This window comes from Chromobacterium sp. W521 (assembly GCF_052805975.1).
Genome location: NZ_JBRBAF010000013.1, coordinates 79931 through 99717, shown reverse-complemented (window position 1 = coordinate 99717; position 19787 = coordinate 79931). Strand labels below are relative to the sequence as shown.

Genomic DNA, 19787 nt, shown 5'->3' with positions numbered 1-19787 from the left:
AACGCAACTATTCAGTGCAAACCATGCGTCTTCCGCCCGCTATGGCGGCGGCGTAGCCTGTGTCGAGTCCGTGTTGACGGCCCCGGCGTTTCGGGGCCGGACGCGGCGGGGAGTCGTCGTCATGCCTGTTTCCACATCTTCCACATCTTCCGCCGCGCTGGCCGGCCTGGCGCTGGCGATTCTGCTGGCGTCTCTGGGCGGCAGCGTCGCCAATGTCGGCCTGCCGGCGCTGGCCGCTGCTTTCCGGGTCAGTTTCCAGCAGGCGCAATGGGTGGTGCTGGCGTATCTGTTGCTGATCACGCTGGCCAGCGTCAACGCCGGCCGGCTGGGTGATCAATTCGGTCGTCGACGCGCGTTGTTGGCGGGCATCTGCCTGTTCGTCGCGGCTTCGGCCGGCTGCGGCGCGGCCACGGCGTTTTGGGCGCTGATCGCCGGGCGGGCCTTGCAGGGCGTCGGCGCGGCGTTGATGTTGGCTCTAGGCATGGCTTTTGTCGCGGACATCGCGCCTGGCGACAAAGTGGGGCGGGCGATGGGGCTATTGGGCGCCATGTCCGCCGTCGGCACCGCGCTGGGGCCGTCGCTGGGCGGCGCGCTGATCGCGGGTTTCGGCTGGCGCGCGATGTTCTGGCTCATGCTTCCGCTGGGAGTGCTGGCTTTCGCGCTGGCCTGGCGCGCGCTGCCGTCGGCGCGCGGCTCCGTTGCCGAGCGCGCCGGTTTCGACATTGTCGGCAGCGGCTGGCTGGCGCTGACCCTGACCGCTTACGCGCTGGCCATGACTCTGAAGTTCGGCCAGGGGCTCGGGCATTTCGGCGCGTTCAACATCGCCTTGTTACTGGCTGCCGCCGTCGGTTGCGGGGGCTTTGTCCGGGCCGAGTCCAAGGCCGCCGCGCCCTTGCTGAACCTGGCCCTGCTGCGCGATCCGGCGTTGGCCGCCGGCTTGTTTAGCAACGCCTTGGTGTCCACGGTGATGATGGCCACTCTGGTGGTGGGCCCCTTCTATTTGACGCGCGGTTTGGGGCTGGACACCGCCGGCGTCGGTTTGGCGATGTCGGTGGGGCCGATGGTGGCGGCCTTGAGCGGCGTGCCGGCCGGACGGATGGTGGATCGATATGGCTCGGGCACCGCGACGCGCTGCGGTTTGGCGGGCATAGGCGCCGGCGCGTTGGCGCTGGCCCTGCAACCGTCCGGCCTGGGCCTGGCCGGTTATTTATTGCCGCTGATGCTGATGACCGTGGCCTACGCCGTATTCCAGGCCGCCAACAACACCCAGGCGTTGACCGGCGCGGCGGCGCGGCAGCGCGGCCTGGTGTCCGGCTTGCTCAATCTGTCGCGCAATTTGGGTCTGATTACCGGCGCGTCCTTGATGGGGGCGGTGTTTGCCGCGGCTTGCGGAGCTGCGGACATCGCCGCCACCGCGCCGCCGCAAGTGACCGCCGGCACGCGCGCCGCCTTCGGCCTGGCGGCGGCACTGATGCTGGCCGCGTTGTTGGCGTCGGCGCGCGGGCGCGGAAAGACCGCGCCCTGCTGACGGCACGTTGTCAGCAGGGGGGTTTTAGACTGGCGTGGTCCGGCGGCGAGGACCGCGGCCGGCACCCATTTTAGGAGAAAGACATGAGCCTGGCCCCCAAGCCCAATCTGCAATTGATCTATGTTGCCGACATCCTGCGCTCCACCGCGCTGTACCGACGCCTGTTCGCTGCCGAGCCGGTATTTGTTAGTCCGCGTTACGTCGCCTTTGATGCCGGCGGCGAGGCCTTGTTCGCGCTGTGGAGCGGCGCAGGCGAGCCGGATGCCGATGTCCCGAGATTTGTTGAAACCGGTATCATGCTGGCATCCGGCGCGGAGGTGGACCAGCTCTATCAAGCCTGGCGCGACGATCCCGATTTGCGCATCGCGCAGCCGCCGAGCACCGAAGTCTTTGGCCGCACCTTTGTGGCGCTGGACCCGGACGGGCATCAGATCCGGGTGTGCCAACGGGATTGAAGGCTGCGGGGAACGGCCCCGCTTCAGAACCTGTGTACGATCTCGCGAGCAAGAGCGAGACAAGGCGAGAACGGCTGAGAAAGCGGAATGTACGCGTGGTACATGAGCATTTCGAAGTGGTACTCACCGTGGCAAGTTTCACGAAGCGCAGCAGATCGTAAACAGGTTCTTAGCTTGAACTGGACGCCGTGGAGGAGGCCTCGGGCTGATGCAGGCCAAAGCTCAGGCCGCCCGGCGCATGGCATTGTGCGAACTTGCCGAAGCCCGGCTCTTCCGCTATGCCCCCGTCGACTTGGCCGCCCAAGGCCCGCACCCGCTCAACGGCCGCAGCCAGGTCCGGCACCTGAAAAAAGAGATCGATCCGTGGCGCGGCTTCGCCTCCGTGCAGGCCGGCTTTGATCGAGCCGGCTTGAAACCAGCCATCGCCTTCCGTGCCCATGGGGTGGAAGCTCCAGCCGAAGAGTTCGGCGAAGAAGACCCCGACAGAGCTGGCGTCTGCGGCGCCGATCTCAATGTAGGAAACAGGTGATGCCATAAGAATCTCCTTAGGAGTTAAAAAGCCTATCGGCCTATTTCAACAACCTAAATGATTATAGATCGCATCAGCTTGGGGCGATGGCTTCCAACTCCACTTGCAATAGCGCGAGCGGCCGCGCGGTGTGCAGCCGCAGCGTTTCGCCGCGGCGGGCGACGGCGGCGTCCCAGGCCGCCAGCGGCATCAGATGGCCGTTTTGCAGGATTTGCGCGCCGTCCTCAAGCGCCAGCAGCAAAATCAGCTCGGCATCGGCGCGCAGCTCCAACGCGTCGTCCACTGTCAGATAGTCCAGTCGCGATTGGTAGCGGGCGCGCCGCGTCATCACGTTGAAATCAGTCAGCGGGCCCTCCAGCAGCCGGCTTTGCGCCGGAGTTTCCCCTGCGAAGGCCAGCGGCGCGTCGCCGGGCGTCAGCCGCAGGCTGTCTCGCCCGTCCAGTTTCAGTTCCAGCCCCGCGCCTTGCAGGATCAACAGCTGGCGGTCCACCCCGTCGAAGCGCGAGAACGGCCCGTCGCTGGCCACGCTGGCCAGGCTGACGCGGTAGTCGAAATCGTCCAGACCGGCCCCGGCGGGGGAGATCAATAATTGCCGAGTGCTGCCGCCGCCGTTTTTCCACGGGCTGGGCGGGCAGTCTTGCAGGCGGATGAGCGTCATGGCGGGCCTCAATGCAGGTAGTTGATGATCCAGGCGTGGAAGGGAATCGCCACCAAGTCTATCAGCACCGCGCCGCACAGCGGGATGATCAGGAAAGCCTTGTACGAGGTGGCGCCGTGCTTTTGGCACACCGCGCTCATATTGGCCACCGCGTTGGGCGTGGCGCCCAGGCCGTGCCCCATCAGGCCGGCGCACATCACCGCCGCGTCGTAGTTCTTGCCCAGCAGGCGGAAGGCGATGAAGACGCTGATCGCCGTCAGCGCGACCACCTGCAAGGACAGCACGCCCAGGAGCGGCAGGGCCAGGTCGTACAGCTCCCAGATCTTCAAACTCATCATCGCCATGGTCAGGAAGACGCCCAGAGAAATGTCCGCGATGGCGTCAATGGCGGCGGCATTGAGCCGGACCAGCCGCGCGCGGTCGTTCAGATTGCGAAACACGATGGCGGCGAACATGGCGCCTACATAGGCGGGTAGCACGAAGTCCCAGCGCTGCTGCACCTGGCTGGCGATCAGCGTGCCGGCGGTCATCAAAACCAATATCAGGCCCATGGAGGAGATCAGGGAGTCACTGTTGACGGTAATGTTGGCTTCGTGATCGTGATAAGCCGGCGCTTGCATGGCGCTGGCCTCGGCCTGTATTGGCAATTGGTGACGGCGGATCAGCCAACTGGCCAGCGGTCCGCCCAACACGCCGCCGGCGATCAGGCCGAAGGTGGCGGAGGCCAGCGCCACCGCGGTGGCGCCCTGGGTGCCGAGTTGTTCCGCCATCGGGCCGAAGGCCGCCGCCGCGCCGTGGCCGCCTTCCAGCGACACCCCGCCCGCCATCACGCCCAGCGTGGGGTCCAGGCCGAACATGGCCGCCGCTCCGGCGCCGAACACGTTCTGAAACACCGCCAGCGCCCAACAGATGCCCAGATAGATCAGCAGGGCGCTGCCGCCGGTGCGCAGCAGCGCCAGGCTGCCGCCTATGCCCACCGTGGTGAAGAAGGCCACCATGAAGGGCGTTTGCAAGGTGGTGTCAAAGCTGACGGCGGCGATGCCGCTCTCGCGCAGCAGCAAGACGGCGATGGAGACGGCGAATCCGCCTATCACCGGAGCCGGGATGCAGAAGCGTTCGAAAAAGCGCACATGGCGCTTGAGCCAGTAGCCGGCCAGCAGGGCCGTCACCGCTAGCGCGGTGGTGGCGATCAAATCCAGTTTCCATTGCTGCATGGTTTCTCCTTTGCAAAGGTGCGGTTTGCCGCTGTGCCGCGGCTTGTTGCGCCAAGCCTTGGGCCTGGCGGGTCTTTTAGAGCCTGTTCACGATCTCGCGAGCAAGAGCGAGACAAGACGAAAACGAGCGAAAAAGCGGAATGGTAGAGTGGTACATGAGCAATTTGAGCTTGTACTCACCGTGCAACGCTTCACGAAGCGCAGCAGATCGTGAACAGGTTCTTAGAGGGGCCTCGTCAGCCGGTGTATAAGCCGCGCGGCGGTCCGCGCGGTCAGTTGGTCCTGGTCCAGCTCTGGGTTGAGTTCGGCGATATCGGCCAGCCGCAATTTGCCGCTGGCGCGGAGGACGTCGATCAGCGTTTCCAGCGTGGCCAAGGGCACGCCCAGCGCCGCCGGCGCGCTGACGCCGGGCGCTTGCGACGCCGGCAGCGCGTCCAGGTCTATGGTTAGGTACAGGTCGTCGCAGGGCGCGATGAAGTCCCGCAGCGCTTGCAGCGGCTGTTCCAGCCGCCACGGTTGCAACTCTTCGTCGAACAGCAGTTGGGCGTCCAATTGTTGGGCGGTGGCGAACAGAGCGGCGGTATTGGCGGTTTCCGCCACGCCGGCGCACAAGTAATGGAAGGACCAGCCGCGTTGCTCGCAGTCGGCGGCGATCTGGGCGAAGGGGGTGCCGGAGGAGGCGCGCGGGCTTTGGCGCAGGTCCAAGTGAGCGTCGATGTTGACGATGCCAATGCGCGGCGCGCGCCCGGCGGTTTCCAGGTGACGGGCCAGCCCAAGAAAGCTGCCGTAAGCCACCTCGTGGCCGCCGCCGAGCACGATGGGGAACTGGCCGGCGTCCAAGAGGCCGGCCACCTGTCGGCCCAATTCGGCCTGAGCGGCTTCCAGTTCGTCGTCCAAGCAATGGACGTCGCCGGCGTCGTAGGCGGTTTGCTGCTGATGCCAGGCCAGGTTGGCCAGCGCCCGGCGGATGGCGCGCGGCGCGGCGGCCGCGCCCGGACGGCCCTGGTTGCGGCGCACGCCGGCATCGCAGGCAAAGCCCAGCAGGGCGAAGCCGGCGGCGGCGCCGGGCTGCCATGGGCGCACGCGTTGATGCCAGCGGCGAGCCAGTTCGCCTTCGGCGTCGATGCGGCCGCTCCAGGCCGTGGGAGGAGTGTATTGCGTCATGCTCGGTCTTTCGGTTTGGGGCCGCTCAGTCGCAGCCCAGATAAGCGCTGATGTTGCGCGCGGCCTGCCGGGTTTGCTCCACCAATTGGGCGCGGCGTTGGGCGCGTCCGGAGGGCGCCATCAGCGTCAAGGCGCCCAGCAGCTTGCGGCGGCCCTGCAGCAAGGGGGCGCTGACGCCCCAGATGCCGGGGTCGATGGCGCTGTCGCTGGTGGCGTAGCCTTGGCGGCGCACCTCGGCCAGCGTCTGGCGCAAGGTTTCGTGTTCCTCCGGCGGCAGCATGCTGTCCAGGGAGGCCTGGCTTTGCGCTGCCGGCATGAAGGCCAACAAGGCCAGCGCCGACGCCCCGCGCGCCAGCGGCTGCCCCTTGCCGGCGGCGAAGGCGCAACGCAGCGTCTGCTGGCTTTCCATCATCTCGATGCAAATCACCTGCTGGCGGGTGGCCACCATCAAGGCCACTGTTTCATTGCTTAGCCGCGCCAGACGCTGCATTTCCGGACGCGCTTGCGCCGCCAGCGTGTTGTGCTGCTGAAACCCCATCGCCAACTGCAGGCCCAGCGGGCCGGCGTGGTAGGCGCCGTCCTCGCCGGGCTGCAGCAGTCCCCACTGGCTCAAATGGGTTAGCTGGCGGTATAGCGTGGACGGCGGCAAGGCCAGTCTCCGCGCCATTTCCTTGGCGCTCAGCGGCTGGGGCGAGGCCGCCACCAGTTGCAGGGTTTGCAGCAGACGATCGGAGGAAGAACTGAGGGTGGGCATGTCTGGTCCTTATTAGGATTTTCTAACCTTATCTATTGCGACTGTCGCGAAGAAGCCTGGTTTCTCATGTGGCGGTAATTGCATGGAGATTTTTGTTTTTCATTCCCGTATTGCGGGAAATGCGGCTTTGGACGGAGGGCGGGGACGGCTGGCGCGGACCGGCGGCCATGGTTTACACTGCCGGCCTGTATCCGCTATGGATGAAAGAGAAGCCGTTCCCTCTAGGCGAGGCGGCGACGACGCGGAACGCGCCGACTATGGAACGGTTCCGCGCCATCATTAAAGAAAGGAGGTAAATATGGTTCAGTTTGCGCGCCCAGAAATGTTGGCTCGCTTGTATGGCACATTTGCCGGCTCTTGCCCGAGTTCCATCGCGCTGCGATAACCGGGTCGGAGCAAAGCCACTCTTCATTTCGAGTTTTACTCGCCGAGTCTTTTCCGACTCTCATGTTGTCGCCAGCGCTCCTGTTGACAGGGACTTTCACGTCCCAAAGAAACGAGAGCAAGAGCATGACAACCCTGATTTCCGCGCAATCCTTGCAACTGGACGCCGGCCACGGCCCGCTGTTCCAGGACCTTTCCTTTACCGTAAAACTGGGCGACCGCATCGGCCTGCTGGGCCATAACGGCTGCGGCAAGAGCAGCTTGCTCGGCGTGTTGGCCGGCCAGCGAGAAGCCAATGCCGGCATGGTGCAATACGCCGGCCTGTGCCGGCTGCAATATGTGGAGCAACACCTGCCGGCGCGGCTGGCGGCCTTAAGCGCGCGCGCGGCGCTGCTGGAGGCGGTGGATCGCCAGCCGGAGCAGCATTGGCGGGTGGACAGCCTGCTGGACGAGCTGGAGTTGTCGGCCGCGGCCGATACCCCGGCGGCCAGCCTCAGCGGCGGCCAGCACACCCGGCTGCTGCTGGGGCGCGCGGTGCTGCGCCAGCCCAATCTATTGCTGCTGGACGAGCCCAGCAACCACCTGGACCTGCCGTCGCTGCTGTGGCTGGAAGACTTTCTGCGCCGCTGGCAGGGCGGCTTCATCCTGGTGTCCCACGACGCGCGGCTGCTGGACGCCGTGACTTCGCACAGCTGGATTCTGCGCGACCAGCGCTTGTACCGCTTTGAACTGCCGTGCAGCCAGGCGCGGGCCGCGCTGGCGGAGGCCGACGACGCTGCTCGCGCGCGGCGCGCCGGCGAGCAAAAAGAAATCGACCGCCTGACCGTCAGCAGTAAGCGCCTGGCGGTTTGGGGCCGCGAGCACGACAATGAAAAACTGGTGCGCAAGGCCAAGTCCATGCAGAAGCGGGTGGAGAGGCTGAAGGAGGAGCAAGCCTTCGTCAGCCGCGGCAGCCCATGGCGCTTGCGGCTGCAAGGCCTGCCCTTGGCTGCGGACCGCTTGCAGGTCTTCGAAGGCCTGCAGGTGCGCGCCGCGCCGGGCCTTCCAACGCTGTTCGAGGCCGACGAGTTGAGTTTGCGCAGCGGCGACAAAGTCGCCCTGCTCGGCGCCAACGGCGCGGGCAAGTCGTCTTTGCTGAGCCAGTGTTGGCGGGACTGGCTGCAAGGCGAGGCCGGCGCTGGTTGGCGGCCGCATCCGGCGGCGCGCATCGCTTATTACGACCAGTCGCTGCGCCGGCTGGACGACGCGGCTACGCTGCCGGACGCGCTGTATTCGTTCGCGCCGCTGAGCGACGCGGAGCGGAGGCAGGCGCTGATTTCTGCCGGTTTCGCCTATGCGCGCCACGGCCAGACCGTGGCCACCCTCAGCGGCGGGGAGCGCGCGCGGCTGTTGTTCCTGGCGCTGTCGCTGGCCAGCTACCACCTGTTGTGGCTGGACGAGCCGACCAACCATCTTGATCTGGACGGCAAGCGCGAGCTGGCCGAGGAGCTGGCTGGTTTTGCCGGCGGTTTCCTCTTGGTGTCGCACGACCGCGAGCTGATCGAGCAATCGTGCAACCGCTTCTGGGTGGTCAGCGACGGCCGGCTGCGAGAGTGGCCGGACGCCGCCGGCGCCTACGCTCAGCTGTTCAGCCCGCCGGCTGTCGCGGCCGCGACCGAGCCGCCGCCGACAGCGGGAGAAGCGCCCGCCCCAAGCGGAGCGGAGCGGCAGTTGGAGCGCTTGTATCAGCTGGAGGCGCTGTTGAGCGCGGACCTGGCGCGCAAGCCCAAGCATCAGAAGCCGCAATTGCAGCAGCAATGGCGGCGGGAGATGGGCGCCTTGGAACGGGAGCTAGGCTTGTAACGCGAAGGGCGGCGTTAAAAACGCCGCCCGTTCGTCGCCCGTTCGGCCGTTTCGTCCATCGCCCCGGGCGTTTCGTCGCAAGCCGCTATCGGCCGCGTTTGGCGCTGGCTACAGTGAGCAGCGTTAACCACAACGCATCACTAGGAGCTAGACATGGACCGGGAAAAACACGCGGAAGCTTTGGACGGACTGAGCGGCGTCAAGCACAAGATCGCCATTTACTGGCGGCTTTATGTAGACTGGCTGGCCGGGCTCGGCTGGGGGCGGCTGGCGCTGATCTCGCTGCTGGCCTTGATTTTGAGCGGCGTGCTGGCGCTGAGCGGTGCCGTGGTTTTTTTGATACTGATGTCCTTCCTGGTCAAGGCCTGCGTTGCGCCGAAACCGTCGAAACCGGCGGCGCTGACGGAGAGGACCGAGGAAGAAATGAAGCAAGACCGGGGGGCGTATCATGGATAGGCAAAGACATGCGGAGGCGCTGGCGGGCATTGACCTCGTCAGCCACAAGGCCTCCATCTACTGGTGGTTGTTTTTCGATTGGCTGGCCATCGTCGGCTGGTGGCGGCTGCTGCTGATCTGCTTCCTGGGGCTGATCATGGGCGGCATCATCGGAGTGCCGGTGCTGGCCTTTTTCCTGGGCGTGGCTGTCTGCGTCGTCAAGATCGTGGCCGGCGGCAAGCGTCGGGCGGAGCTGCGCGCGGACGAGGCGGTGGTTCGCAGCCAGCAGGCGGAGGAACTGGCCGAGGTGGAGGCGCTGCAACGCCAGTTGGCGGAAGCGCGAATGGGGGCGCTGCAGGCGCAGATCGAGCCGCACTTCCTGTTCAATACTTTGTCCTCGGTGTGCCAATTGATGGAAACCGCGCCGGAGCGCGCCTTGCTGATGCAGAAGGCGCTGATCCGCTACCTGCGCTCCTCGCTGCCGGAATGGCGGGATTCTCCAGCGGAAACCAGTCTTGGCCAGCAACTGGAGCTTTCGCGCGCTTACCTGGACATCATGCAGTTGCGCATGGAGGACCGGCTGCGGGTGAGGCTGGAGGTGCCGGAGTCGCTGCTGGATGCGCGCTTTCCGGTGATGATGCTGCAAACTTTGGTGGAAAACGCCATCAAGCACGGCCTGGAGCCCAAGGCCGAGGGCGGCGACATCGTCATTGGGGCCAAGGTGCTGACCGGCGAATTATTAGTGACGGTGAGCGACAGCGGCGTCGGTTTTCCGGAGCAGCCTGGGCAGGGCATGGGTTTGAGCAATATCCGTGAACGGCTGGCCATGCTGCACGGCGAGCGCGCGCAATTGCAGCTGGAAGTGTTGCCGGAGGGCGGCACCCGCGCCACCATAGCCCTGCCGTTCGCGCTGGTGTGAGCGGCTAGCCTGGCGGAGGACAGCGATTGATGACGAAACTAAGCGCGGTGATCGCCGACGACGAGCGCCTGATGCGAGAGCAACTGCGCATGGCCTTGCAGAGAGTGTGGCCGGAGTTGAGGATAGTGGCGGAGGCCCATGACGGCGCCGAGGCGGTGGAACGGGTGCGCGAGCACCGGCCCGACCTCGCCTTCCTGGATATCACCATGCCGGTGCAGAACGGCATCGCCGCCGCGATGGAGATCGACGGACTGTGTCCGGTGGTGTTTGTCACCGCCTACGATCAGTACGCGATCAAGGCCTTCGAGGAAGGCGCGGTGGACTATCTGCTCAAGCCGGTGGAGGACGAGCGGCTGCTACGCACGCGTCAGCGCTGGGAGCAGCGGCAATTGGCGCTGCCGTCGCACTGGCAGGCCTCCTTGCAGCAACTGAGCCGCCAGTTGGCGCGGCCGGACTACCTCCGCTGGATCAAAGCCTCGGTGGGCAACAGCCTGCGCATGATCAGCACCAGCGAGGTCTTGTTCTTTCAGTCCGACGAAAAATATACCCGGGTGCAGACCGCCGGCTGCGAGGCCTTGATTCGCATGCCGATCAAGGAGCTGTTGCAGGCGCTGGACCCGGACGAATTCTGGCAGATTCACCGTTCCACCCTGGTGCGGGTGGACGCCATCGAACAGATCAAGCGCGACGACGGCCAGCGCGGCTTGTTGCTGCAATTGCGTGGCTATGCGGAGCCGCTGGAAGTCAGCCGCAGCTACGCCCATCTATTCCAGCGTATGTGAACGGTCCGCCGCAGCCGGCATGAAAGCTGCTTGTCCATGCCCATGATCCAATGGGAGACAGAAATGATGCGTATCAGACTCGCACCGGCGCTGGCGGCCGGCGATTACTCGCGCTTAAGCGCTTTGTTGGCGGACAGCGTGGCCGGCGGCGCTTCAGTGGGTTTTCTCGCGCCCTTGCGGGTATCGGAGGCCGCCGCCTATTGGGCGCAGGTGGACGCGCTGCTGGGCGCGGGCTTGCAATTATGGCTGGCGGAGGAGGACGAGGCGTTGTTGGGCTGTGTGCAGCTGGCGCCTTGTCAGCGCGGCAACGGCCGTCACCGCGCCGAGGTGCAGAAACTGCTGGTGCATTCCGCTTGCCGCGGCCGCGGCGTGGCGCGCCAATTGATGGCGACGCTGGAAGATCATGCACACAAACAGGGCATCCGCCTGTTGGTATTGGATACCGAGGCCGGCTCCGGCGCGGAAGAGGTCTACCGCAAACTGGGCTGGAGCAAGAGCGGGGAGATCCCGGATTACGCCGCCAGCCCGGACGGGCGTCTGCATCCCACCGCTTATTACTTCAAGTGCTTGTGACGCGTTGACGAACCGCTCGCAGAGGCGGCCACGGTGCGGTTTTTCAGCTTGCGGCGATGGCGGCCAGCGCGTCGCGCACCGCGGAGACAACCCGCTCTGGCTCGGAGAGCTGTGGAAAATGGCTGCTGCGGGCGGCGATGACGTGGCGGCCGCGCGGCGACAATGCCGCCAGCCGGCGCTGGCCTTCGGCGCGCGCGTCCAGCACCGCTCTGGGGGTTAGCCAGGACAAGCTTGGCGCGCCGCCGCTGATCACGCACAGGGGGATGTCGGGGAAGGGCGGCGCTTCGGCGATCTGCTCCGCGCTGCGTCTGAGGTGCCCGGTTTCGTTCAGGGTATCGCGGTCCTGAGCCAAGTCCAAGGCCCGGCGCATCAACTGGCCCAGCCGCCCCCGGTGCGCGTCCAGCGCGCTGATGTCTTCCGGCGTCGCGGCGTCCAGCAATACGGCGGCGGCCACTTCGCCGGCGTAGCTGCGGGCGAACAGATTGGCGATCAGGCTGCCCAGCGCATGGGCCACCAGCACATAGGGTGGGGTCAGGCCGGCCTTGAACAGCAGCGCGCGCAAGGTTTCCATCATCGCGGCGCTGGTCTGAGCTTCGCGAGTGTTGCCGCTGTTGCCGATGCCGCAGCGGTTGTAGGCGAACACGCCGCTGAGCGCTTCCAGCCCCGGCAGCACTTTGTACCAGCTTTCCATCGGCGCGCCGGCATCGTTGATCAACACGATGGGCGGCGTCGAGTCGCCGACGGCGATGTACTCCATGGCGACGCCGTCGATGGCGGCGATGAGCTTTGGGGGCAGGGTGGTCATGGCGCAAGCCGGCGGCGGTCGCCGAAAAATAGTCTATCCAATTGTTTTTGTAAGTGAAAAATTAATTCAGTTCCTGAAAGTCATTGTGGAATCGAATTTTCCAGCGCCAAAGGAAGCGGGGCCTGCCCGCCGTCTGTAGCGCGGCGGCAACTTGCGCGCGGATTTGCCGTTGGTCAAGGAAATGGAGAATGGCGGCGCCGTCCCGCTTGAGGCGGCTTTCCGGCCAGTGGTATGTTTGTGGTATTCCCGGCCCGGCCGCGCGCCGCGCCGTTTGATTCTCCATTTCTCCAGGTGGCGATGATGTCCAAACCCCGTGCCGTATATTTGCAGTCGGGCGGTCCGACTGCGGTGTTGAACGCTTCCGCGCAGGGCGCGATAGAAACCGCGCGCAAGCGCGGCCTGTCGATGTACGGCGCTTTCGACGGTCTGGCCGGCTTGCTGGAGGACCGTTTGTGCGATACCGACGCGGTATCGGACGAGGCCATCGCCCAACTGGCCTTCATGCCTGGCGGCAGCTTCGGCGTCAGCCGGCGGATGATAGGGAGCTTCGCCGAGGCCGGCGACGACTGGAGACGGCTGCGCGAGGTTCTGGCCCGGCATGGCATCCATTATCTGCTGGTCAACGGCGGCAACGGCTCGTTGGGCTGCGCCGAACGGCTGGCGGAATTTGAACGCCACATGGGCTACCCGCTCAAGGTGGTGGGCATTCCCAAAACCATAGACAACGACCTGGTGGGCACAGACAACAGTCCCGGCTACGGCTCCTCCGCCAAATTCCTGGCCAGCGCGATGCGTGAGGTGGGCCTGGATATGACCAGCATGGGCTGGGGCCGGGTGTTCATCATGGAAACCATGGGCCGTCACACCGGCTGGCTGGCGGCGGCCTGCGCGGCGGCGGCGCGCAACGAACGCGAAGCGCCGCATTTGCTGCTGCTGCCGGAAGTGGCTTTCGATGCCGAGCGTTTCCTCGCTGCGGTGGACGACAGGTTGGCGCGCTTCGGTCAATGCGCGATCGCTGTGGCGGAGGGCATCACCGACGCCGACGGCCGCTTTGTCGCCGAAGCCAAGAAATCAGAGGTCTACGGCCATGAGCAATTAGGTGGCGCCGGTCACTGGATTGCCCAGCTGCTGTTGCGCGAACGCGGCATTTCCGCGCATGTGGCGCAGGTGGATTATCTGCAGCGAGCCGGCGGCCACTTGGGGTCCAGCATGGATGTGCGCCAGGCCTACATCATGGGCGAGCGGGCGGTGGAGTGGCTGTTGGCCGGCAAAAGCGGGGTGATGGCCGGCATCAAGCGCATCCAGAACCATCCCTATTGCTGGGATGTGGAGGAGGTGCCGCTGGCGGTGGTGGGGGATCAGGAGAAGCGGTTGCCGCCGGAGTTCATCGGCGCCGACGGCTTCAGCGTGACGCCCGCCTTTCTCGATTATGTGCGCCCCTTGATGGAGGGAGAGCGGATTCCGCCGTTCAAGGACGGATTGCCGGACTACCGGCCCATCGCCTGGCCCAAGGTGTGAGTGCGATAGATACGCGATGGAAAAACCCGGCGCAAGCCGGGTTTTTTATCGCCTGCGCGGGCGGGTTCATGCCTCGGCGCAAACGGCGGCTGGGGAAGGAAAAAAGGCCCGGCATTGGCCGGGCCTGTTGGCGGGGGAGGGGTTTACAGTACCAGGCCGCCGATCAGCGCGGACAGAATGCTGACCAGGGTGGAGCCGTACACCAGTTTCAGGCCAAAGCGGGACACCATATTGCCGCGCTCCTCGTCCAGGCCCTTGACCGCGCCGGCGATGATGCCGATGGAGCTGAAGTTGGCGAAGGACACCAGGAAGATGGAAATCACGCCGATGGTGTATTCCGACAGTTGGGCGGTGAGCTTTTTCAATTCCATCATCGCCACGAATTCATTGGTCACCAATTTGGTGGCCATGATGCTGCTGGCCGGCATGATGTCGGCGGCCGGGATGCCCATCAGCCAGGCGAAGGGGTAGAACACATAGCCCAGCACGTATTGGAAGTTCACGCCGAACACTGCGTCGAAGATGTGGTTGACGGTGGTGATCAGCGCGATGAAGCCGATCAGCATCGCGCCGACGATCACGGCGATCTTGAAGCCGGCCATGATGTAGTCGCCCAGCATTTCGAAGAAGGACATGCGGTGGGCGGCTTCCGCGCTGATCAGCTCGTCGTCGTCGCGGCTGGCGTCGTAGGGGTTGATCAGCGACAGGATGACGAAGGTGCTGAACAGGTTGAGGATCAGCGCGGTAACCACGAAGCGCGGTTGGATGATCTGCATATAGGAGCCGACGATGGACATCGACACCGTGGACATCGCGGTGGCGGCCAGCGTGTACATGCGCTTTTCCGAGAAGCTGCCGATGATGTTCTTGTAGGCGATGAAGTTCTCGGATTGCCCCACGATCATGGAACCCACGGCGTTGAAGGATTCGATCTTGCCCATGCCGCTGATCTTGGCCAGCACCCAGCCGATGCCGCGTATCACCCAGGGCAGCACGCGGATGTGCTGCAGGATGCCGATCAGCACCGAGATGTAGACGATGGGCATCAGCACCTTGAGGAAGAAGCTGAATTCGCCCTGATTGAGCAGGCCGCCAAACACGAAGTTGGTACCTTCGCCGGCGTAGCTCATCAGCTTGTCGAACACGCCGGCCACGCCGCCTACCAGGCTCAGCCCATAGCTGGAGTGCAACAGGAAGTAGGCCAGCGCCAGCTCCACCACGATCAGTTGCAGCACGTAGCGGATCTTGATGTTTTTGCGATCGCGCGCCACCACTTGGGTCAGCAGGAAGACAACCAGCAGTCCGAAGACGAATTGAAGTATGTGCATATTTATTGCCTTGATGGGCCGTCCTTCAGGCAGGAACGGCGACGTTTGGCGGGCGCGCCCGCTGTGTGTGCTTGGTGTTAACGACTAGGCGAACGATGAATTTTGACATGAAGCCATTTTCGCTTCCATGTAAAAAGCATTCGTCCGCCACTGTGCGCTTATCCGTCGTCGCAAACCAGCCGGTTTGATCAAACAAGCTGCGCGGCGACGGCAAAAATAAAGCCCCCGGCCATGGCCGGAGGCTTGTTTCATGCCACGCTACTGCGCTTGTTGTTCCGCTTCGCGACGAGCTTGCTCGGCAAAATAATAATCGCGGCGAGCTTGCTTGGCCGCCGCCTTTTCCGCCAGTTCGCGCTCTTTCTTGGCGGCTTCCGCCGCCGCCTCCGCGCGCTGTGCGGCCTTCACCGCTTCGCGCTCGGCTTCCTCGGCGGCCTCGATCACGGCGATTTCGCTGCGGCTCTTGCACGGACCGGTTTTTTCGAACCAGGCCACGGATTCCACATGGGCGGTGTGCGGGAACATATTGATGATGCCGGCGGCTTTCAGCGTGTAGCCCTTGGTGTGCACCAGCACATTGGCGTCGCGCGCCAGCGTGGCCGGGTTACAGGACACGTAGACGATGCGCTTGGGCGCGGTGTCCTCTGTGATGGCTTTCAGCAACTGCACCGCGCCGTCGCGCGGCGGGTCCACCAGCATCTTGTCGAACTTGCCGAGCGCGGCGAAGGATTCCTCGGTGACTTCGAACAAATTGGCCATTTCATAGCTGACCTTGTCCTGCAGGCCGTTGTGGGTGGCGTTTTCCACCGCGCGCTTGACCAGGGCCTGGCTGCCTTCCATGCCGTGCACCTGGGCGCCGGAGCGGGCGATGGGCAGGGTGAAGTTGCCGATGCCGCAGAACATGTCGGCGATGCGTTCGTCCGGCTGCGGGTCCAGGAATTTCAGCGCGCGCGCCACCATCACCGCGTTGATATCCGGGTTCACCTGGGTGAACTCGGTGGGATAGTAGGGCATCTCCACGCGGTATTCCGGCAGGCTGTAAGTCAGCTTGGGCGCGTCCAGCGGGTAGACCGGGTAGCAGGTATCCGGGCCCTTGGGTTGCAGCCACATCTGCAGCGGACGCTCCTTGCTGCCGTGGGTGTCGGAGAAGGCGCGCAGCAGGGCGTGATCGGCGTCGTTGATGGCTTCCATATTGCGGAACACCAGGATATCCACCCTGTCGCCCACCGCCAGCTCCACCTGAGGCATGCGGTTGTTGATCGACAGCTTGTAGATCATCTCGCGCAGCGGCACGATCAGGTCCGAGATATGACGCGGCAGAATATGGCATTCGCTCATGTCGGTGATGTAGGTGGAGCGCTTCTCGTGGAAGCCCACCAGCACGCCGCCCTTTTTCTCCACCAGCCGCGCCGACATCCGCGCGCGGTGGCGGTAATGCCAGGCGGGGCCGGCGATGGGCGTCAGCACCTGTTGCGGCTTGACCCGGCCGATGCGGGCCAGATTGTCTTCCAGCACCCTTTGCTTGACCGCCACTTGAGCGGAGAACTCCACATGTTGCATCGAACAGCCGCCGCAGGTGCCGTAATGCGGACAGCGCGGCTGCGTGCGCAGGAAGCTTTCCTTCAGCACTTGGCTGGTGTTGGCGTTTTCGTAGGACGACTTCTTGCGATAGGCGCTGTAGACCACGGTTTCATACGGCAGCGCGCCATCGATGAAGATGGTCTTGCCGTCGACGTGGGCGACTCCCCGGCCTTCGTGGTCCAGCGATTCGACCTGAGCGATAGTCTGTTTGTGCGTCATGGTGTTGCTTGGAAAATCAAACGGAAAGCGGCGATTTTCTCAAATTATCCGGCCGCGCGCAGGGGTTTTTTGTCGGCGCCGGCCGTCGCGCCGGTTTCCACCTCCAGCCCGGCGGCCTTCCATTGCGGAAAGCGGCTGGGAAAGCGGAATGTCCATGTGGCATGAGCATGTCGAAGACGGCACCACCACACAATGCCTCAACCGGCGCGCAGCAGATCGTAAACAGGTTCCCAGGCCGCGAGCTCGCAAGGCGGCCATCGCCTAGGGCGGGGAGCGTCGCAGTCTTGTGGCGCATGCGAGTTTTGGTTTTGGTCTGTACGCGGCGGTCTGGATCTTGGCGTATTGGCCGGAACTTTGAGCCAAAGCCGACTATGCTGGCGTAACGTTGGCAATATCAGCGACGGCCCGGGTGGCGCTAGGCGCTTGGTAATAGTCAGAATCTTGCTTTTCCCCGCTTTCTGTTAGAATCGAACAATAGTGATTTCAAATATGGTGCGGTATGTTGAAGCGATGTTTTGGGCTGTTGGGTGTGTTGGGATTGAGCGCGGCGACGGGTGTCGGCGCGGCGGTGATTCCCGAGCCTGATGTGCAAGTCAGCCCCACCGGTCTGCATTTGGTGCTCAATTTGCCGCAAGCCAGGTTGTTCCAGTATCAGGACGGCAGGCTGTCCAAAATCTATCCGGTGGCGGTGGGCAAGATGCTGACCCAGACCCCCACCGGCAGCTTCGACATTACCGGCATTTACAAGGCGCCGGCCTGGCATGTGCCGCGTTCCATTCAGGAAGAAATGCGCCGCAACGGCAAGGAAGTGCAGACCGTGGTGCCGCCGGGGCCCAATAACCCGCTGGGGCCGGTTTTCATCCGTTTTGGCGAGGCCAAGCTGGGGCTGGGATTTCACGGCACCAACGCGCCCGGTTCGGTGCCGGGTTTTCGCAGCCATGGCTGCGTGCGGATGAAAAACGACGACGCCTTGTCCTTGTCCAAAACCGTTACCCGAGGCGACGCGGTCACGGTGGCTTATCAAACCGTATTGCTGAATCAGGACGCCGCCGGCGAACTGTGGCTGACCGCTTACCGCAACCACTACAAGCAGGACGATCCTTCTTTCCCGATGCTGGCCGAAACGCTGCTGGCCTGGCAGAAGCAGAAATCCTCGGTGGTGTACGGCGCGCGGGTGGATCAAGCCTTGAAGGCGCGCAAGGGCGTGCCGGTGTGCCTGACTTGCAAGGATCAGGCCAAGGCCAAGGTGGACGGAGACTTGACCGCGGTGCGCTGGTTATCGCCGGGCAAGACCGACGACACCCAGTTTGCGCGTGAACCGGCCGGCCGCGAGCCGGGCGGCCCGCTGCCGACGCAGGCCGCGCCGCCGGCGTCCGCGCCGCTGCATGCGCCGGCGGTCGCTCCGTCCTCGGCGCCGTCCTCCTCGCGCGCCGCCGTGCGGGGCCAGCCGCCGCGGAGCGGCCGTCCAGCTTGATTAATCGGCCATCTCTCCCGCCAATTCCCCCACGCGCCGCAAGGCGCGTTCGTATGCCGGGTTCCACGGATAGCAGCAGGACAGGCGCACGCAGTTGCGGTAACGGCCCTTGGCCGAGTACAGCGTGCCGGGCGCGACGGTGATGCGTTCGGCCAGCGCCGTCTGGAACAGCTCCATGGTGTCCACCCCGCTGGGCAACTCCACCCACAGCAGGCAGCCGCCGGACGGTGAGGTGGCTCTTGTCTGGGCAGGAAAACAGCTGGCGACGGTGCCGCGCAGCCGCTCCATCTGGCTCATGAAATGGCGACGGATCAGCCGCAGGTGGTGGTCGTAGCCGCCGGTTTCCAGGTATTCCGCCAGCGTTTCCTCCAATAGCCGCGGCTGGGCCAGCGAACTGGCGAACTTCAGCCGCGTCACTTCGCGCAAAAAGCGCCCGGGGGCGATCCAGCCGATGCGAAAGCCCGGCGCCAGCGTCTTGCTGTAGCTGGAGCACAGCAACACCCAGCCGTCGCGGTCGTAGGCCTTGACCGCGTCCGGGGTGGCGCCGTCGTAGTGCAGGTCGGCGTGCGGCACGTCCTCGATCAAGGGCACCTGATGTTCGTTGACCAGCGCCGCCAGCCTTTGTTTGGCCTCGGCCGGCATGGTGCAGCCCAGCGGGTTGTGCACGGTGGGCATGGCCACGACGGCGTTCAGCCGTTTCTCCGATAACAGCAATTCCAGCGCGTCCAGCGACAGGCCGGTGGCCGGATGGGTGGGAATCTCGATCACGCTCAAGCCCAGGTTTTTCAGCGTGGGAAGCAGCGCGAAATAGGTGGGCGATTCCAGCCCCACGGTATCGCCCGACTTGCAGCAGGCGCGTAGCGCCAGTTGCAGCGCCTCGGTGCAGCCATTGGTGATCACCAGGTCCTCGGCCGCCAGCACGCAGCCCCAACTGACCGCGCGCTGGGCGATCTGGCGGCGCAAGCGTTCCGAGCCGGGCGGGAAGGGGTAATCGGTGGTCAGTTCCGGATGCTGACGCAGCAGCCGTCCCATGATGTGCTTGAAGCGGGTGGTGGGGTAGAAATCGCTGCCGCGCGGGCTGGCCAGCGACAGGTCGATGAAGTCTTCCCGGGTTTGCGCCGTCATCACCGCTTCGATTTGATCCACCACTTCGCCGGCGTGATGGGCGGCGCTTTGCCGGCGCATGCGCGGCAAGGGCAGGGTGGCGGCGGATTTGACGTAGAAGCCGGATTGCGGCCGCGCCTCAATCAGACCTCGGTCCTCCAGGGTGCGGTAAGTCAGCAGGATGGTGGACGGGCTGACCTTGTGCATTTCGCAGGCCTTGCGTACCGAGGGCAGCCGTTCGCCGGGCTGCACCACGCCGGTCTGGATCAGGGTGATCCACTCGTTGACTAGCTGCTGATATAGGGGTTCGTCGCTCATGCAGAGGCCTCGCTGACAGATGTGAAGATCGCCATCGGTACAATTTTCCGTAAAAACGACCATAACAGTTTTAAAATTGTAAAACTGTTATGGTTCCAATTCAATTTTTCTGAATCTGTATTCCGCGCCGGCCCGGCGTTATCATGGCCACCATTGAAAACAAACCGCGTCCGGATTGTCCGGCTGCTGGTTATGGCTTGGAGCCG

19 protein-coding genes are annotated in these 19787 nt (G+C 64.5%); 9 read left to right on the top strand and 10 right to left on the bottom strand.

Annotation, left to right across the window (positions count from 1 at the left end; genetic code table 11):
• Positions 1-121 precede the first annotated feature (121 nt).
• Together ACUXV1_RS19545 and ACUXV1_RS19540 are read left to right on the top strand one after the other, a co-directional pair.
• The gene (locus ACUXV1_RS19545) at positions 122-1528 is read left to right on the top strand and encodes an MFS transporter (RefSeq protein WP_446016224.1); all 1407 of its coding nucleotides are present in this window, start codon (positions 122-124) and stop codon (positions 1526-1528) included.
• Between the two features lie 83 nt (positions 1529-1611).
• Positions 1612-1983: a VOC family protein gene (locus ACUXV1_RS19540; protein WP_043637437.1), complete on the top strand. Its 372-nt coding sequence runs from the start codon at positions 1612-1614 to the stop codon at positions 1981-1983.
• Between the two features lie 169 nt (positions 1984-2152).
• Here ACUXV1_RS19540 and ACUXV1_RS19535 read toward each other — a convergent pair whose 3' ends face one another.
• The 5 genes from ACUXV1_RS19535 to ACUXV1_RS19515 all read right to left on the bottom strand — a co-directional run bounded on the left by ACUXV1_RS19535 (position 2153) and on the right by ACUXV1_RS19515 (position 6302).
• Positions 2153-2518, bottom strand: coding sequence for a VOC family protein (locus ACUXV1_RS19535; RefSeq protein ID WP_043637422.1), 366 nt, complete (start codon positions 2516-2518; stop codon positions 2153-2155).
• 67 nt (positions 2519-2585) lie between these two features.
• The gene (locus ACUXV1_RS19530) at positions 2586-3170 is read right to left on the bottom strand and encodes a HutD/Ves family protein (RefSeq protein ID WP_446016225.1); all 585 of its coding nucleotides are present in this window, start codon (positions 3168-3170) and stop codon (positions 2586-2588) included.
• A gap of 8 nt (positions 3171-3178) precedes the next feature.
• Positions 3179-4384, bottom strand: coding sequence for a sodium/glutamate symporter (gene gltS, locus ACUXV1_RS19525; RefSeq protein WP_194427968.1), 1206 nt, complete (start codon positions 4382-4384; stop codon positions 3179-3181).
• A gap of 222 nt (positions 4385-4606) precedes the next feature.
• Positions 4607-5548 (bottom strand): formimidoylglutamase, encoded by a 942-nt coding sequence (gene hutG / locus ACUXV1_RS19520; protein ID WP_446016226.1) that lies wholly within the window; start codon positions 5546-5548, stop codon positions 4607-4609.
• A 25-nt stretch (positions 5549-5573) separates the two neighbouring features.
• Positions 5574-6302 (bottom strand): IclR family transcriptional regulator, encoded by a 729-nt coding sequence (locus tag ACUXV1_RS19515; RefSeq protein ID WP_337883520.1) that lies wholly within the window; start codon positions 6300-6302, stop codon positions 5574-5576.
• 510 nt (positions 6303-6812) lie between these two features.
• Here ACUXV1_RS19515 and ACUXV1_RS19510 point away from each other — a divergent pair.
• The 5 genes from ACUXV1_RS19510 (at position 6813) to ACUXV1_RS19490 (ending at position 11237) form a co-directional block, all read left to right on the top strand.
• Complete coding sequence (locus ACUXV1_RS19510) at positions 6813-8528, top strand: ABC-F family ATP-binding cassette domain-containing protein (RefSeq protein ID WP_446016227.1); 1716 nt, start codon at positions 6813-6815, stop codon at positions 8526-8528.
• A 153-nt stretch (positions 8529-8681) separates the two neighbouring features.
• The gene (locus ACUXV1_RS19505; protein WP_019103694.1) at positions 8682-8984 is read left to right on the top strand and encodes a hypothetical protein; all 303 of its coding nucleotides are present in this window, start codon (positions 8682-8684) and stop codon (positions 8982-8984) included.
• Positions 8977-9882 (top strand): sensor histidine kinase, encoded by a 906-nt coding sequence (locus ACUXV1_RS19500; RefSeq protein WP_114152179.1) that lies wholly within the window; start codon positions 8977-8979, stop codon positions 9880-9882. Before ACUXV1_RS19505 ends, ACUXV1_RS19500 begins: the two co-directional genes overlap by 8 nt.
• A gap of 29 nt (positions 9883-9911) precedes the next feature.
• Complete coding sequence (locus ACUXV1_RS19495) at positions 9912-10664, top strand: LytR/AlgR family response regulator transcription factor (protein WP_043637408.1); 753 nt, start codon at positions 9912-9914, stop codon at positions 10662-10664.
• 63 nt (positions 10665-10727) lie between these two features.
• The gene (locus ACUXV1_RS19490; protein WP_194427972.1) at positions 10728-11237 is read left to right on the top strand and encodes a GNAT family N-acetyltransferase; all 510 of its coding nucleotides are present in this window, start codon (positions 10728-10730) and stop codon (positions 11235-11237) included.
• Between the two features lie 43 nt (positions 11238-11280).
• Here the strand turns inward: ACUXV1_RS19490 and ACUXV1_RS19485 are convergent, their stop codons facing one another.
• Both ACUXV1_RS19485 and ACUXV1_RS19480 read right to left on the bottom strand, forming a co-directional pair.
• A complete protein-coding gene (locus tag ACUXV1_RS19485; protein ID WP_446016228.1) occupies positions 11281-12042 on the bottom strand; it encodes an alpha/beta fold hydrolase in 762 nt (253 codons plus the stop codon).
• A 61-nt stretch (positions 12043-12103) separates the two neighbouring features.
• Positions 12104-12325, bottom strand: a complete 222-nt coding sequence (locus ACUXV1_RS19480) for a hypothetical protein (protein ID WP_143330262.1) — start codon at positions 12323-12325, stop codon at positions 12104-12106.
• A gap of 17 nt (positions 12326-12342) precedes the next feature.
• Here ACUXV1_RS19480 and ACUXV1_RS19475 point away from each other — a divergent pair, with 17 nt between their 5' ends.
• On the top strand, positions 12343-13560 hold the full coding sequence (locus tag ACUXV1_RS19475; protein ID WP_446016229.1) for a 6-phosphofructokinase: 1218 nt from the start codon (positions 12343-12345) through the stop codon (positions 13558-13560).
• Positions 13561-13703: 143 nt separating this feature from the next.
• Here ACUXV1_RS19475 and ACUXV1_RS19470 read toward each other — a convergent pair whose 3' ends face one another.
• Together ACUXV1_RS19470 and rlmD are read right to left on the bottom strand one after the other, a co-directional pair.
• The gene (locus ACUXV1_RS19470; protein WP_043637385.1) at positions 13704-14888 is read right to left on the bottom strand and encodes a NupC/NupG family nucleoside CNT transporter; all 1185 of its coding nucleotides are present in this window, start codon (positions 14886-14888) and stop codon (positions 13704-13706) included.
• A 258-nt stretch (positions 14889-15146) separates the two neighbouring features.
• Positions 15147-16685 carry a 23S rRNA (uracil(1939)-C(5))-methyltransferase RlmD gene (gene rlmD / locus ACUXV1_RS19465; protein ID WP_446016230.1) on the bottom strand — a complete coding sequence of 513 codons (1539 nt, stop codon included), beginning with the start codon at positions 16683-16685 and terminating at the stop codon, positions 15147-15149.
• A gap of 499 nt (positions 16686-17184) precedes the next feature.
• Between rlmD and ACUXV1_RS19460 the strand changes: the two genes are divergently transcribed.
• On the top strand, positions 17185-18159 hold the full coding sequence (locus ACUXV1_RS19460) for a L,D-transpeptidase (protein ID WP_194427974.1): 975 nt from the start codon (positions 17185-17187) through the stop codon (positions 18157-18159).
• Here ACUXV1_RS19460 and ACUXV1_RS19455 read toward each other — a convergent pair whose 3' ends face one another.
• Positions 18160-19581: an aminotransferase-like domain-containing protein gene (locus tag ACUXV1_RS19455; RefSeq protein ID WP_043637378.1), complete on the bottom strand. Its 1422-nt coding sequence runs from the start codon at positions 19579-19581 to the stop codon at positions 18160-18162. It abuts the gene before it with no gap.
• Between the last annotated feature and the right edge of the window lie 206 nt (positions 19582-19787).

Bases quoted from the DNA above. Each gene is read 5' to 3' on its own strand.
- ACUXV1_RS19535 (WP_043637422.1), bottom strand. From the start codon at position 2,518: ATGGCATCACCTGTTTCCTACATTGAGATCGGCGCCGCAGACGCCAGC.
- ACUXV1_RS19510 (WP_446016227.1), top strand. From the start codon at position 6,813: ATGACAACCCTGATTTCCGCGCAATCCTTGCAACTGGACGCCGGCCAC.
- ACUXV1_RS19480 (WP_143330262.1), bottom strand. From the start codon at position 12,325: ATGGAGAATCAAACGGCGCGGCGCGCGGCCGGGCCGGGAATACCACAA.
- ACUXV1_RS19515 (WP_337883520.1), bottom strand. From the start codon at position 6,302: ATGCCCACCCTCAGTTCTTCCTCCGATCGTCTGCTGCAAACCCTGCAA.
- ACUXV1_RS19470 (WP_043637385.1), bottom strand. From the start codon at position 14,888: ATGCACATACTTCAATTCGTCTTCGGACTGCTGGTTGTCTTCCTGCTG.
- ACUXV1_RS19540 (WP_043637437.1), top strand. From the start codon at position 1,612: ATGAGCCTGGCCCCCAAGCCCAATCTGCAATTGATCTATGTTGCCGAC.
- ACUXV1_RS19495 (WP_043637408.1), top strand. From the start codon at position 9,912: ATGACGAAACTAAGCGCGGTGATCGCCGACGACGAGCGCCTGATGCGA.
- ACUXV1_RS19500 (WP_114152179.1), top strand. From the start codon at position 8,977: ATGGATAGGCAAAGACATGCGGAGGCGCTGGCGGGCATTGACCTCGTC.
- ACUXV1_RS19485 (WP_446016228.1), bottom strand. From the start codon at position 12,042: ATGACCACCCTGCCCCCAAAGCTCATCGCCGCCATCGACGGCGTCGCC.
- ACUXV1_RS19545 (WP_446016224.1), top strand. From the start codon at position 122: ATGCCTGTTTCCACATCTTCCACATCTTCCGCCGCGCTGGCCGGCCTG.
- rlmD (WP_446016230.1), bottom strand. From the start codon at position 16,685: ATGACGCACAAACAGACTATCGCTCAGGTCGAATCGCTGGACCACGAA.
- gltS (WP_194427968.1), bottom strand. From the start codon at position 4,384: ATGCAGCAATGGAAACTGGATTTGATCGCCACCACCGCGCTAGCGGTG.
- ACUXV1_RS19475 (WP_446016229.1), top strand. From the start codon at position 12,343: ATGTCCAAACCCCGTGCCGTATATTTGCAGTCGGGCGGTCCGACTGCG.
- ACUXV1_RS19460 (WP_194427974.1), top strand. From the start codon at position 17,185: ATGTTGAAGCGATGTTTTGGGCTGTTGGGTGTGTTGGGATTGAGCGCG.
- ACUXV1_RS19530 (WP_446016225.1), bottom strand. From the start codon at position 3,170: ATGACGCTCATCCGCCTGCAAGACTGCCCGCCCAGCCCGTGGAAAAAC.
- ACUXV1_RS19455 (WP_043637378.1), bottom strand. From the start codon at position 19,581: ATGAGCGACGAACCCCTATATCAGCAGCTAGTCAACGAGTGGATCACC.
- ACUXV1_RS19490 (WP_194427972.1), top strand. From the start codon at position 10,728: ATGATGCGTATCAGACTCGCACCGGCGCTGGCGGCCGGCGATTACTCG.
- hutG (WP_446016226.1), bottom strand. From the start codon at position 5,548: ATGACGCAATACACTCCTCCCACGGCCTGGAGCGGCCGCATCGACGCC.
- ACUXV1_RS19505 (WP_019103694.1), top strand. From the start codon at position 8,682: ATGGACCGGGAAAAACACGCGGAAGCTTTGGACGGACTGAGCGGCGTC.